Here is a 12,727-nt window from a genome sequence, read left to right on the forward strand (position 1 = left end):
CAAGGGGACGTTGCATCGCCGCTCTAGCCATCGACCGGCGACGCGGTCTAAAGCACCTGTTCGGGGCGTGTCGTCGGAGAACGCAGTGAAGATTGCCGAACGCTGGTTCGTGTGGGCGGGCATGGTTCTGCTGGGCGGTATCGCGCTGGCGGGGCTGGTGGTCGCCGTCTATGCGGCGTGGCTGTTCCACGACCTGCCCGATGCGTCCGAGTTGGCCGACTATCGCCCGCCGACCGCCACGCGGGTGTATGCGGGCGACGGCACCCTGATCGGCGAGTTTTCCGACGAGCGCCGCATCTACGTCTCCTACGATCAGATTCCGACGACGGTGATTCACGCCTTCCTGGCGGCGGAAGACCGCAACTTCTTCCAGCACGGCGGCATCGACGTGGGCGGCCTGGGGCGCGCCTCGTTGAAGAACGTCTTCAACTTCGCCGCCGGCCGGCGGCTGGAGGGCGGATCGACCATCACCCAGCAGGTGGCCAAGAACGTCCTGCTGACCAACGAATCCAGCCTGAACCGCAAGCTAAAGGAAGCCATCCTGGCCAATCGCCTGGAGGCGACCCTGTCCAAGCGGCAGATTCTGGAACTGTATCTGAATGAAATCTTCCTGGGCTATCGCTCGTTCGGCATCGCCTCGGCGGCCTACAACTATTTCGGCAAGTCGCTGGCTCAGCTGACGCCGGACGAGGCGGCCTTCCTGGCGTCCCTGCCCAAGGGGCCGAACAACTATCATCCCAAACGCCACCCCGGCGCGGCCAAGGGCCGGCGCGACTGGGTGCTGGGCGAGATGGAGCAGAGCGGCTGGCTGACGCCGGAACAACTGGTCGAGGCGCGCGCCCGGCCGCTGGTCACGCGCGACGCGCCGCAACGCGCCGACTACAAGGACGCCGACTTCTTCGTGGAGGAGGCGCGTCGCCAGGCGGCGGCCAATCCGGACATCGGCGAGCAGTTGCGCGCCGGCGGCTTCTATATGCGCACCACCCTGGACCCGACGCTGCAAACGGCGGCGCGCGAGGCCCTGATGCAGGGGCTGGAGAACTATGATCGTCGCCACGGCTGGCGCGGGGGCTGGGGCACGACCGACTTCGCCGAGGGCTGGCAGGCCCAGGCGCTGAAGGAACAGGCGCCGCCCGAACGCCGCACCTGGGAAGCCGCCGCCATCGAGAGCGTCAGCGGCAACACCGTCCGTGTCCGCATCGCCAAGGACGACAAGACCGGCGCCCTGCTGGCCGCCGACGCCGCCTGGGCCAACGCCAACCGCCAGCTTCGGCGCGGCGAACTGATCTTCGTGGAGCCGCGCGGCGGGCAGTACGCCCTGAAGCAGGTGCCGCGCGTCAACGGCGCCCTGGTGGCGGTGGAGCCGCAGTCGGGGCGGGTGCTGGCGATGGTCGGTGGCTATTCCTACGCCCTGTCCAGCTTCAACCGCGCGACCCAGGCCAGGCGTCAACCGGGTTCGGCGTTCAAGCCCTTCGTCTATGCGACGGCGCTGGAAGGCGACTTCACTCCGGCTTCGATCGTGTTGGATGCGCCCATCAGCTTCGCCGGCGGGCCGAACGGCCAGCGCTGGACGCCCGAAAACTACAGCCGGGAATACTATGGGCCGCAAACCCTGCGGCGTGGGCTGGAACTGTCGCGCAACGTCATGACCGTGCGGCTAGCGTCGTCGGTCGGCATGCCCAAGATCGTCGATCTGTCGGCCAAGATGGGCATTCCCGGCCTGTCCCCGAACCTGTCGGTGTCGCTGGGCGCCGGCGAGGTGACGCCGCTGGAGATCACCGCCGCCTACGCCGCCTTCGCCAACGGCGGCCGTCGCGTCACCCCCTATCTGATCGACTATGTTCAGGACCGGGACGGAGAGACCATCTTCCGCGCCGACAACCGCAGTTGCCGGGAATGCGGGCGCGGCTTCTCGGGTCAGGAATCGCCCCGGCTGCAACCGCGTGGCACGCAGGTCATCGACCCCATCACCGCCTATCAGATCAGTTCCATGCTGGAAGGCGTGATCCAGCGCGGCACGGCCGCCAGCGCCCGCGGCCTGGGCCCCTGGGTCGCGGGCAAGACGGGCACGACCAACGAATACCGTTCGGCCTGGTTCGTCGGCTTCACGACCGACATCGTCGTGGGGGTCTTCATTGGCTTCGACGACAACCGCTCGCTGGGATCGGGGGAGGCGGGGGCCTCGGCCGCCGTGCCGGTCTTCACCCAGTTCATGCAGTCGGCGCTGAAGGAACGGCCCGCGCGGCCCTTCGTGCGGCCCAAGAACGCCGTCTTCCGCATGGTCAACGGCATCGAGGAGGCTTTCCGTCCCGGCACCGAACGTCAGGCGCCGCCGCCCGTTCAGGCGCCGGCCGGTCCCGTCGGACCGCAGAACTACTACGACGTGATCCGCCGCGAGCAGGAGGCCGCATCGGGCGCGCCGGCCGCCGGTCCGGCCCCCGCCGCGCCGCCGCCGCCGAAGAAGGCGCCGGCCGAGGACTTGAGCGGGCTCTACTGAGGCTCTAGTTAGGGCTATCGAACGGCGCGTCCTCGTGGCGCGCCGTTCTTCATTATCCTTGCCCTGTCGCGCGACCTGCGGGCCGCGCCGCTTGAGGGCTTTGTGTCGCTGGAGATTGCGATGAGACCGGATGTCGAGGCCATGAAGGCCGACATCGAGCAGAGCGTCGCTCTGCTCAGGAGGCGTCTTTGACTGGGACGCCGCTATTCGAAAGCTCGATGAGCTGAACGCCCGGGTCGAGGATCCGACCCTGTGGGACAGGCCCGAAGAGGCCCAGGCCGTCAGTCGCGATCGCTCGCGCCTGGAAGGCCAGATCAACACCGTCAAACAGATGGAGCGGGACCTCGAAGACGGGGTCATGCTGGCCGACATGGCGGACGAGGAAGGCGACGAGGCCGCCCTGGAAGAGGCGCGCGAATCCCTGCGCGCCATCAAGGAACGGGCCGCCCGCGCCGAACTGGAGGCCCTGCTGTCCGGCGAGGCCGACGCCAACGACGCCTATCTGGAAGTCAACTCCGGCGCCGGGGGCACCGAGTCGAACGACTGGGCCGGGATGCTGCTGCGGATGTACACCCGCTGGGCCAAGGCGCACGGCTATGAGGTGACGATCGAGGCCGAGGAAGAGGGCGAGCAGGCCGGGGTCAAATCCGCCACCGTCCTGATCAGCGGACCCAACGCCTATGGCTGGCTGAAATCGGAATCGGGCGTGCACCGTCTGGTCCGCATCAGCCCCTATGACGCGGCCGCCAAGCGCCACACCAGCTTCGCCTCCATCGGCGTATCGCCGGTGGTGGACGACACCATCGAGATCGACATCAACCCCTCGGACGTGCGCACCGACACCTACCGCGCCTCGGGCGCCGGCGGTCAGCACATCAACAAGACCGACTCGGCGGTGCGCCTGACCCACATCCCCACCAATACGGTCGTGTCGTGCCAGACAGGACGGTCGCAGCACCAGAACCGCGACCAGGCCTGGAAGATGCTGCGGGCGCGCCTGTACGAACTGGAATTGCAGAAGCGGGAGGCCGCGGCCCAGGCGCTGAACGACGCCAAGACCGACATCGGCTGGGGTCATCAGATCCGGTCTTACGTCTTGCAGCCGTATCAGATGGTGAAGGACTTGCGCACCGAGGTGGAGACCTCGGACACCCAGGGGGTGCTGGACGGGGATCTGGACCCGTTCATGGGCGCGGCCCTGGCGGCGCGGGTCGGCCAGACGCGCGGTTCGACGGTCGACTGACGAAAAGGAGGCGGCCCCGGCGGGACCGCCTCTTTCTTGTTTGGCTATCGGCCTTCGGCCTGCTTGAGCCCGTTGTTTGGGCTTCAAGGATTCAGGCCAGCGACTTGGCCGCCTCGGTCTTGTCGGCCTTTTCGGGCTTGGGGGCGGGGGCTTTCAGCATGGCGGCGGCGCCCGGCGTGTCGCGCTTGGCCTGGTTGCAGCGGCCCTGGAACCAGGCGCCCTGTTCGATGGCCAACTGCTCCTGGGTGATGTCGCCCTCGACGCGGGCGGTGGCGTAGAGCTTGACCTGTTTGGCGACGATAGCGCCGGTGACGCGACCCTGCACCTCCAGCACGTCGGCATGGATCGTGCCTTCGACCGCTCCGCCTTCGCCGATGACGACGCGCGCGACGCGGACGTCCCCCTTCAGCGAGCCGTCGATCTGAAGCTCGCCTGCGCCCGAGATATTGCCCTCGTACTTCACCCCGGCGGCCAGGGTGGACAGGTTGCTGGACCTGACGGCCGGGCGCGTCTGTTCGATCGATCGCGCCGCATCCGTCGGCGACGAGCCGGGCGCCGGTGTCGGATCGGGCGCCGGCGGGATGCCCAGCCCCTGGGAGCCGGTGTCGTGGGATCTGCTCTTGGTGAACATGGCGCGCTCCGCATCCGCCAGCCAAGGCCGGCCAAACTCTATTTGCCCGGAACGACACTAGGCTCGGGCTGGAGGCGCAGGTCAAGCACGGCTTGCGAACCGCGCTCGATGATCACAGAATCTTCACGGCTTCCAGCACGGCGGCGGCGTGGTCGGCGACCTTCACGTTGCGCCAGACGCGAGCCACGCGACCTTCCGCGTCGATCAGAAAGGTGGCGCGTTCGATCCCCATGTATTTGCGGCCATACAGGGTCTTCTCCACCCAGACGCCCCAGGCCTCGCAGGCGGCGCCGTCCTCGTCCGAGGCCAGGGTGACGGCTAGGTCGTACTTGGCTTTGAACCTGTCGTGTTTCTTCACCGTGTCCCTGGACACGCCGACGACCGTGGCGCCCAGGGCGACGAAGTCGGCCGCCAGGGCCGTGAAGTCCTGGGCCTCGCGCGTGCAGCCGGTCGTGTCGTCCTTCGGATAAAAATAGACGACGACAGGCTGGCCCCTCAGGGCGGCCAGGGAGACGTGGCCGCCGCTGTCGGTCGGCAACTCCAGGGCGGGGGCGGTGCGGCCTTCGGCAGCGGGCATGGGTGCTATTCCTATCGTCGTCCTCGGGCGCGACCCGAAGATTTGAGGATGGTCAGATTTTGCGTCGCCTGTCCGCATGAGCGGCGGAAAGCCCGGCTCGGATCAAGTCCGAGGGTGATGGAGCGGGGTTAGGCGGGGCGAACCAGTACGATCTTCTTCTTGCCCGCCGCCAGTTTGATCAAGCCGTCCTTCAGATCGGCCTCGGTCAGCAACTGGGCGCCGTCGGATATGGCGACGTCGTTCAGGCGCAGGCCCCCGCCCTGGGCCAGACGACGGGCCTCCCCGTTGGAAGCGGTCAGGCCGGCCTTGGTCACGACGGCGGCGATCATGGCGCCGTAAACCTCGGTCGCGGGTAGTTCGACGGTGGGGAGGTCGGCCGAGACCTGACCCTTTTCGAAGGCGGTTTCGGCGGCGGCGCGCGCCTTGGCGGCTTCTTCGGGGCCGTGCAGCAGGGCGGTCGCCGCGTCGGCCAGAGCCTTCTTGGCGTCGTTGATGGCGGCGCCATCCAGGGCCTCGTATTCGGCGATCTGTTCCAGCGGCAGATCGGTGAACAGGCGCATGAAGCGGCCGACGTCCGCGTCCTCGGCGTTGCGCCAGAACTGCCAGTAGTCATAGGGCGACAACTGTTCGGCGTTCAGCCAGACGGCGCCCTGGGCGGTCTTGCCCATCTTGCCGCCCGAAGCCGTGGTCAGCAGCGGGGTGGTCAGGCCGAAGGCGGCCTTTTGATCCACCCGGCGCACCAGATCGACGCCCGAGGTGATGTTGCCCCACTGGTCCGATCCGCCCATCTGAAGCGTCACGCCCTGGCTGCGGTTCAGCTCCAGGAAGTCCACCGACTGCATCAGCATGTAGTTGAATTCGAGGAAGGTCATCGGCTGCTCCCGCTCCAGACGCAGCTTGACCGAGTCGAAGCTCAGCATCCGGTTCACGGTGAAATGGGTGCCGAAGTCACGCAGGAACTGGATGTAGCCATAGCCTGACAGCCAGTCGTCGTTATTGACCATCACCGCATCGGTCGGCCCATCGCCGAAGGTCAGGAATTTGGCGAAGACCGTCTGGATCGAGTCGATGTTGGCCTGGATCGTGTCCTGCGTCAGTTGGGGGCGAGAGGCGTCTTTGCCGGTCGGGTCGCCGACCTTGGTGGTGCCGCCGCCCATCAGGACGATGGGCTTGCCGCCCGCCTGCTGAAGGCGGCGCAGCATCATGATCTGGATCAGGCTGCCGACGTGCAGCGAGGGCGCCGTGGCGTCGAACCCGATATAGGCCGCAACCACGCCCGACGCCGCCGCCTCGTCCAGTTCGACGGGATGGGTGATCTGATGGATATAGCCGCGCGCCTGCAGGGTGCGGAGGAAATCGGATTTGAAGGCGTGTTCGGTCATGGCGAAGCTCCGTTAGCAAAGATGCCGACGGGCGTCTTCCCTTTGCTGGTCCGAGGTGGGGCGGGGGGTTCAGACGGTCGGGCGAAACACCGTCTAATGTCTAATTCGTCTCAAAGTCGGTCACGGCGAAATTGCACTGCACCGCGAAAACGGGTGCAAGTGCAAGACAGTGCAATTGGGTGGCGGTCCGTTCGAGCATGGCGACGACCATTATAGGGCCGTTCGGATGGGCGGTAGGCTAGGCGCCGCTGCCTCGCCTCAATGCCTTGTTTCGCCGGGATATGTCGCACGGAAATACGATGGCCGGGGCGGTTAGGACCAGCCGGCTTCGCGCAGAACCGCCGCATAGGTTCGGCTGACGGGCGCCTTCACGTCGCCGAGCAGGTGCAATTCGCCCACGCCGCGCCGCCAGCGCACGCTCTGAACCGCATCGGCCGCCACCCACCATGAGCGATGGACGCGCCAGCCGTGGGCCTGCGCCAGTTCGGCCAGGGCGTCGGCGAAGCGCAGGGTGATCAGTTCGGCGCCGGCGTCGGTGTGGACCTTCAGATAATGGTCGTGCGCCTCGACCGCGATCAGACGTGCGCCGCGTCGTTTGGCCGATAAACGACGCCGAAAGGCGGCCTCGGCCTGGGGCAGGGGAGCGGCGATGACGGTGCGGGTCTCGATTCGTGTGTGGGGGCGCCGCCAGACCAGGGCGCGGACCCACATGACGGCCAGCAGGATGGGAAAGACCTGCCAGGAAAGACGCAGATAGGCTGGCCATCCGGAGGTGCTGCTGAACATCCAACGCTCGGTCCAGAAGACGTGCAGGGTCACGAGCGGGGTCATCAGCACCGAGACGACCAACGTCCGTATCCACGGGGTCGGGATGCGGCGGCTGAGGCCCTCGTCGGCCGCGATGCCGATCAGGCCGCCGCCGACCATGCAGATCATCCAGTAGATGTAGCGACACACGATGGGCACGTGCTCGGACGAGAACGGTCCGAGGAACCCCATCAGCAGGCCGATGGCGACCAGGATCACGATGTCGGTCGCCCAGCGGCGGGCGGTCGTCGTTTCCAGCAGCGCGGTGGCCTTGCCGTCCATGTCGTCCCGTTCACGCAGCCCTGGCGCCGTTCGCGAAGCAGGGCCTAGCGAGCCGTGTTTGCCGAGGCAATGGCGTTCGGCGAAACAGCCGACGAGAACCTTCATGTCCCTGTCCAACGCAACGCCGCCCGGTCGCCGGATCGCATGGCCCGCCCGTGTCAGCTGGCTGTTGCTGACCCTGCTTTGTTTGGGCGTCGCCGCCTATTCCGCCCGCTATCTCGTAAGCCCGCCGAAGACGCCGGCCCAGGCGTTGGGCAATCCGATGGGGGTTCCGTGGCTGGTCGTTCATATCGCCGGAGCGGTGACGGCGCTGGTCGTCGGGTCGCTGCAGTTCCTGCCCGCCCTGCGTCGCGGCGCCGGGCCGCCGCATCGGTGGATCGGACGGGTCTATGTGGCGGGCTGTCTGGTGGGCGGGACCGGCGGTCTGGTTCTGACGCCGGGGTCGTTTGCGGGACCGATCGCCTCCGTCGGATTCGGCGGGTTGGCGATCCTCTGGATCGTGACGACAGGCTTGGGCTGGCGCGCCGCGGTGCAGGGACGGTTCGTCGACCATAGGCGTTGGATGATCCGGTCGTGGGCCCTGACCCTGGCCGCCCTCACCCTGAGGCTCTATCTGCCGCTGGTCATGGTGTTCGGGCTGCCGTTCCTGCCCTGGTATCGCGCCATCGCGTTCCTGTGCTGGGTTCCCAACCTGATCGCGGCGGAGATATGGCTGAGACGCCGCAAGGCTGCAGGAACGCCCTCGGTGCTCGACCGCCAGCGTTGACGCGCCCCTGGGGTGCGATACGAAGGCGGGATGCGTTTGCCCCTGATCCCGCACCCGACGTCGCTGCCTGGCGGACTGACGCTGGAGGTCGAGGCGCGGCGGGCGGGGGGCGTGCTGAGCCTGGAATATGTGCTGGCCGGGCCGGTCGAGCGGGTGATGCAACCCCCGCCGGCGCAGCGGGTGCGGACAGACGGCCTGTGGCAGGCGACCTGTTTCGAGGTGTTCGTGCGGACGGCGGGCGGCTATGTCGAATACAATCTGTCGCCGTCGGGGGCGTGGGCGGCCTATCGGTTCGACGGCTATCGCGAGGGGATGCGGGCGCTGGAGATGCCGGCGCCCTTCATCGTGACGCGGATGGCCGCCGGTCGGTTCGTGCTGACGGCGGACGTGATCTTGCCGGAGGATGCGGGCGCGGCCACGGGGCTGGCGGCGGTGATCCAGGGTGTGGACGGGGCGATCGCCTATTGGGCGCTGGCGCATCCTTCGGATAAGCCGGACTTTCATCATCCCGACTCCTTCGCGCTGGAACTGCCATGAACTTCGGTCTCGACCGCCTGCTGTCCGATGGTGCGCTTAGGGCGCCGTTGAAGGGGCGGCGTGTGGCCTTGCTGGCGCATCCGGCCTCGGTGACGAAGGATCTGAGCCATGCGGTGGATGCGCTGGCCGCCTGTCCCGAGATCGCGTTGAGCGCCGCCTTTGGGCCGCAGCACGGGATGAAGGGCGATCTGCAGGACAATATGATGGAGAGCCCGGACTATCGCGATCCGGTGCATGGCATCCCGGTCTTCAGCCTGTACGGCGAGGTGCGGCGGCCCCGGGACGAATGGATGGAGACGTTCGACGTCGTCCTGATCGACCTGCAGGACCTGGGGTGTCGCATCTACACCTATGTCACGACCCTGCTCTATGTGCTGGAGGCGGCGGCGAAACACGGCAAGACGGTGTGGGTGCTGGACCGGCCCAATCCGGCGGGACGGCCGGTCGAGGGGCTGACGCTGCGGCCCGGATACGAGAGCTTCGTCGGGGCCGGGCCGATGCCGATGCGGCACGGGATGACGATGGGCGAACTGGGTCTGTGGTTCATCGATCAGTTCAAGCTGGACGTCGAATACAGGGTGATCGAGATGCAGGGCTGGGCGCCGGAACAGGGGCCGGGCTTCGGCTGGCCGCTGGGCGAACGGTCATGGGTCAATCCCAGCCCGAATGCGCCGAACCTGTCGATGGCGCGGGCCTATGCCGGGACGGTGATGCTGGAGGGGGCGACCCTGTCGGAAGGGCGGGGCACGACGCGGCCGCTGGAGTTGTTCGGGGCGCCGGACATCGACGCCCGGGGGGTGATCGCCGAGATGCGCGCCTTGGCGCCGGATTGGCTGACAGGCTGCATCCTGCGGGACATGTGGTTCGAGCCGACCTTCCATAAGCACGTCGGCAAGCTGTGCCACGGCGTGCAGATCCATGTGGACCTGCCGGCCTACGATCACGCGGCGTTCAGGCCGTGGCGGGTGCAGGCCCTGGGGTTCAAGGCGATCCGCCGACTGTACCCCGATTACGATCTGTGGCGGGATTTTCCGTATGAGTATGCGTTCGGCAAGCTGCCCATCGACGTGATCAACGGGGGGCCGGGCTTGCGCGAATGGGTGGACGATCCCGCCGCTAAGCCCGCCGACCTGGATGCGACGACCAAGCCGGACGAAGCGGCGTGGGAGGAGACGCGGCGGCCGTTCCTGCTGTATTGAGGATGCGTTCCGCGAAGGAGTGACGCCGATGCTTTCGCTGCTGCTGGCCCCGCTTGTGGCCTTGTCTGGACTTCCGGTCACGCCGTACCCGTCCGATATGCAGAAGGCCGAGCTGTGCCGCGCCCACGTCATGCTGCTGATCGCGGACGCCTACAAGGAGGCGGGACGGGTCGCTGGGCCAAGCTGGTTCATCCGTGACTGGTGGAGCGACAGGCTGACGGACGAGCAGTTGAAGACGGAACGCACCCAAGCGGTCGAGGCCGCCGTCTCTCGCCGCCGGACAGAGGCGCCGGCCCGTTTCGACGAAGAGCGGACCGCCTGCATCCAGGAAGCGATCCAGGCCGGCGCCGTGCCGGGGATGACGCCGTGACACCGCTCTGCACATAAACAAAATCTATCACGCATCTGCAAATAAGTGATTAGTCTTATTTTGCGCAATGCGGTAGGGAAGGGGCCTCCCACCCACCCAGCGAATGGATTTGCGCATGGCCCTCATCAACACGACCATCAAGCCCTTCACGGCCACGGCCTACAAGGAAGGCAAGTTCGTCGACATTTCCGACGCCGACGTTAAGGGCAAGTGGGCGATCTTCTTCTTCTATCCGGCCGACTTCACCTTCGTGTGCCCGACCGAGCTGGAAGACCTGGCCGGCATCTATCCCACGCTGAAGGACCTGAACGTCGAGGTCTATTCGGTGTCCACCGATACTCACTTCAGCCACAAGGCTTGGCATGATTCCTCGCCCGCCATCGGCAAGATCAACTACTATATGGTCGGCGATCAGTCGGGCTTGATCACCAACAACTTCGACGTCATGCGTCCGGGCGTCGGCCTGGCCGACCGTGCGACCTTCCTGGTCGATCCGGAAGGCGTGATCCAGTTCATGGAGATCACTTCGGAAGGCGTCGGCCGCAACGCGACCGAACTGCTGCGCAAGGTCAAGGCCGCCCAGTATGTCGCCGCCCACCCTGGCGAAGTCTGCCCGGCCAAGTGGGAAGAGGGCGAAGCCACCCTGGCCCCGTCGCTCGACCTCGTCGGCAAGATCTAAGACCGAAGCCTATCGGGTCCGGCCTTCGGGTCGGACCCGCCCCGGCCGCAAGGCCGGACGCCATCGCGCAAGCCTCGCCTGGATCGGCTGGAAGGCGGCGCGCCACCCTGAAATTCGAGGACTGCCCCATGCTGGACGCCAATCTGAAATCGCAGCTCGAAGGCTATCTGAAGAATATCGTCCATCCGGTAGAACTGGTCGCCTCGCTGGGCGCCGGACCGAAGTCGCAGGAACTGAAGGCCCTGCTGGAGGACATCGTTTCGGTCTCGCACGGCAAGGTCGAAATGGGCCGCGACTTCGACGACGTCCGCCAGCCCAGCTTCCTGATCCGGCGCAAAGGCACCGACATCGGCGTGCGGTTCGCGGGCATTCCGCTGGGGCACGAGTTCACCTCCCTGGTGCTGGCCCTGCTGCACGTCGGCGGCCATCCGTCTAAGGCGGCGCAGGAGGTGATCCAGCAGGTCAAGGACCTGGACGGCGACTATCTGTTCGAGACCTATTTCTCGCTGTCGTGCCAGAACTGCCCCGACGTGGTGCAGGCTCTGAACCTGATGAGCGTGATCAATCCGCGCATCAAGCACGTCGCCATCGAGGGCGGCCTGTTCAAGGACGAGGTGGATGAGCGCAAGATCATGGCCGTGCCGACGGTCTTCCTGAACGGCGAACTGTTCGGTCAGGGCCGGATGGAGCTGGAGCAGATCGTCGCCAAGATCGACACCGGCGCCGAGGCCAAGGCCGCCGAGAAGATCAAGGCCAAGGCGCCGTTCGACGTGCTGGTGGTCGGCGGCGGCCCGGCCGGCGCGGCGGCGGCCATCTACACCGCCCGCAAGGGAATCCGCACCGGGGTGGTGGCCGAGCGATTCGGCGGCCAGGTGCTGGACACCATGGCCATCGAGAACTTCATCTCGGTACCCCATACCGAAGGGCCGAAACTGGCCGCCCATCTGGAGCAGCATGTCCGCGAATACGAGGTGGACATCATGAACCTGAACAAGGCGGCGAAACTGATCCCGGCCAAGGTTTCCGGCGGCCTGCATGAGGTGGTTCTGGAGAACGGCGCGTCGTTGAAGTCGCGCACGGTGATCCTGTCGACCGGCGCGCGCTGGCGTCAGATGAACGTGCCGGGCGAGGACCAGTACAAGAACAAGGGCGTGGCCTATTGCCCGCACTGCGACGGGCCGCTGTTCAAGGGCAAGCGGGTGGCGGTGATCGGCGGCGGCAACTCGGGTGTCGAGGCGGCCATCGACCTGGCGGGCATCGTCGCCCATGTGACCCTGATCGAATACGACAGCGAATTGCGGGCCGATGCGGTGCTGCAAAGGAAGCTGGCGACCCTGCCGAACGTGCGGATCGTCACCTCGGCCCTGACGACCGAGGTGCGCGGCGACGGCGAGAAGGTGACGGGTCTGGTCTATAAGGACCGCAATTCGGACGCTCAGCACGATGTCGATCTGGAGGGAATCTTCGTCCAGATCGGTCTGGTTCCGAACACCGAATGGCTGCACGGCGCAGTCGGCCTGACTCCGCGCGGCGAGATCGAGGTGGATCACCGCGGCGAGACCTCGCAGCCCGGCGTCTTCGCCGCGGGCGACGTGACGACCGTGCCCTACAAGCAGATCGTCATCGCCATGGGCGAGGGCTCCAAGGCAGGTTTGTCGGCCTTCGACTATATGATCCGCACCGTTCCGGCCGAAGAGGCGGTCGAGGCCGCCTGAGCTTCTGGAGGGAAGGTGTTCGCAGCCCTTCGAACCGTGTAA

The 12,727-nt window shown here is 66.6% G+C and carries 12 protein-coding genes; 8 read left to right on the forward strand and 4 right to left on the reverse strand.

Features of this window, described 5'->3' with window-relative positions:
* Positions 1-85: 85 nt before the first annotated feature.
* Complete coding sequence (locus tag QE389_RS01855; RefSeq protein ID WP_373458283.1) at positions 86-2,497, forward strand: penicillin-binding protein 1A; 2,412 nt, start codon at positions 86-88, stop codon at positions 2,495-2,497.
* Between the two features lie 120 nt (positions 2,498-2,617).
* Positions 2,618-3,740 (forward strand): peptide chain release factor 2 gene (gene prfB, locus QE389_RS01860; RefSeq protein ID WP_307364101.1). Its coding sequence is split into 2 segments (ribosomal slippage): positions 2,618-2,686 and positions 2,688-3,740, totalling 1,122 coding nucleotides; the frame shifts between segments, so codons are not numbered across the junction.
* Positions 3,741-3,831: 91 nt separating this feature from the next.
* On the opposite strand, the gene QE389_RS01865 is transcribed toward prfB, so the two are convergent.
* From QE389_RS01865 to QE389_RS01880, 4 genes are all read right to left on the reverse strand, one after another.
* Positions 3,832-4,371 (reverse strand): polymer-forming cytoskeletal protein, encoded by a 540-nt coding sequence (locus tag QE389_RS01865; protein WP_307364103.1) that lies wholly within the window; start codon positions 4,369-4,371, stop codon positions 3,832-3,834.
* A gap of 112 nt (positions 4,372-4,483) precedes the next feature.
* The gene (locus QE389_RS01870) at positions 4,484-4,948 is read right to left on the reverse strand and encodes a peroxiredoxin (protein ID WP_307364105.1); all 465 of its coding nucleotides are present in this window, start codon (positions 4,946-4,948) and stop codon (positions 4,484-4,486) included.
* A 128-nt stretch (positions 4,949-5,076) separates the two neighbouring features.
* Positions 5,077-6,330 (reverse strand): tyrosine--tRNA ligase, encoded by a 1,254-nt coding sequence (gene tyrS / locus QE389_RS01875; protein WP_307364107.1) that lies wholly within the window; start codon positions 6,328-6,330, stop codon positions 5,077-5,079.
* Positions 6,331-6,642: 312 nt separating this feature from the next.
* Entirely contained in the window at positions 6,643-7,524 is an 882-nt protein-coding gene (locus QE389_RS01880; protein ID WP_307364109.1) for a LytTR family DNA-binding domain-containing protein, read from the reverse strand.
* On the opposite strand from QE389_RS01880, the gene QE389_RS01885 reads away from it, so the two are divergent.
* From QE389_RS01885 to ahpF, 6 genes are all read left to right on the forward strand, one after another.
* Positions 7,523-8,185: a DUF2306 domain-containing protein gene (locus tag QE389_RS01885; RefSeq protein WP_307364111.1), complete on the forward strand. Its 663-nt coding sequence runs from the start codon at positions 7,523-7,525 to the stop codon at positions 8,183-8,185. The genes QE389_RS01880 and QE389_RS01885 overlap by 2 nt on opposite strands.
* 30 nt (positions 8,186-8,215) lie before the next feature.
* Positions 8,216-8,722, forward strand: a complete 507-nt coding sequence (locus QE389_RS01890; protein ID WP_307364113.1) for a DOMON-like domain-containing protein — start codon at positions 8,216-8,218, stop codon at positions 8,720-8,722.
* Positions 8,719-9,921, forward strand: a complete 1,203-nt coding sequence (locus tag QE389_RS01895; RefSeq protein WP_307364115.1) for a DUF1343 domain-containing protein — start codon at positions 8,719-8,721, stop codon at positions 9,919-9,921. The genes QE389_RS01890 and QE389_RS01895 overlap by 4 nt, the downstream gene beginning before the upstream one ends.
* A 28-nt stretch (positions 9,922-9,949) precedes the next feature.
* Positions 9,950-10,291, forward strand: a complete 342-nt coding sequence (locus QE389_RS01900) for a hypothetical protein (RefSeq protein ID WP_307364117.1) — start codon at positions 9,950-9,952, stop codon at positions 10,289-10,291.
* Positions 10,292-10,406: 115 nt separating this feature from the next.
* A complete protein-coding gene (gene ahpC / locus QE389_RS01905; RefSeq protein ID WP_307364119.1) occupies positions 10,407-10,970 on the forward strand; it encodes an alkyl hydroperoxide reductase subunit C in 564 nt (187 codons plus the stop codon).
* A gap of 128 nt (positions 10,971-11,098) precedes the next feature.
* The gene (gene ahpF / locus QE389_RS01910; protein ID WP_307364121.1) at positions 11,099-12,685 is read left to right on the forward strand and encodes an alkyl hydroperoxide reductase subunit F; all 1,587 of its coding nucleotides are present in this window, start codon (positions 11,099-11,101) and stop codon (positions 12,683-12,685) included.
* Positions 12,686-12,727: the final 42 nt, after the last annotated feature.

This window comes from Brevundimonas sp. SORGH_AS_0993 (genome assembly GCF_030818545.1).
Lineage (GTDB): Bacteria > Pseudomonadota > Alphaproteobacteria > Caulobacterales > Caulobacteraceae > Brevundimonas.

What these genes read in the sequence shown, in the direction of transcription:
- tyrS (WP_307364107.1), bottom strand. Translation starts at nt 6,330, where the DNA reads ATGACCGAACACGCCTTCAAATCCGATTTCCTCCGCACCCTGCAGGCG.
- QE389_RS01865 (WP_307364103.1), bottom strand. Translation starts at nt 4,371, where the DNA reads ATGTTCACCAAGAGCAGATCCCACGACACCGGCTCCCAGGGGCTGGGC.
- QE389_RS01895 (WP_307364115.1), top strand. Translation starts at nt 8,719, where the DNA reads ATGAACTTCGGTCTCGACCGCCTGCTGTCCGATGGTGCGCTTAGGGCG.
- QE389_RS01885 (WP_307364111.1), top strand. Translation starts at nt 7,523, where the DNA reads ATGTCCCTGTCCAACGCAACGCCGCCCGGTCGCCGGATCGCATGGCCC.
- QE389_RS01890 (WP_307364113.1), top strand. Translation starts at nt 8,216, where the DNA reads ATGCGTTTGCCCCTGATCCCGCACCCGACGTCGCTGCCTGGCGGACTG.
- ahpF (WP_307364121.1), top strand. Translation starts at nt 11,099, where the DNA reads ATGCTGGACGCCAATCTGAAATCGCAGCTCGAAGGCTATCTGAAGAAT.
- QE389_RS01880 (WP_307364109.1), bottom strand. Translation starts at nt 7,524, where the DNA reads ATGAAGGTTCTCGTCGGCTGTTTCGCCGAACGCCATTGCCTCGGCAAA.
- QE389_RS01900 (WP_307364117.1), top strand. Translation starts at nt 9,950, where the DNA reads ATGCTTTCGCTGCTGCTGGCCCCGCTTGTGGCCTTGTCTGGACTTCCG.
- QE389_RS01870 (WP_307364105.1), bottom strand. Translation starts at nt 4,948, where the DNA reads ATGCCCGCTGCCGAAGGCCGCACCGCCCCCGCCCTGGAGTTGCCGACC.
- ahpC (WP_307364119.1), top strand. Translation starts at nt 10,407, where the DNA reads ATGGCCCTCATCAACACGACCATCAAGCCCTTCACGGCCACGGCCTAC.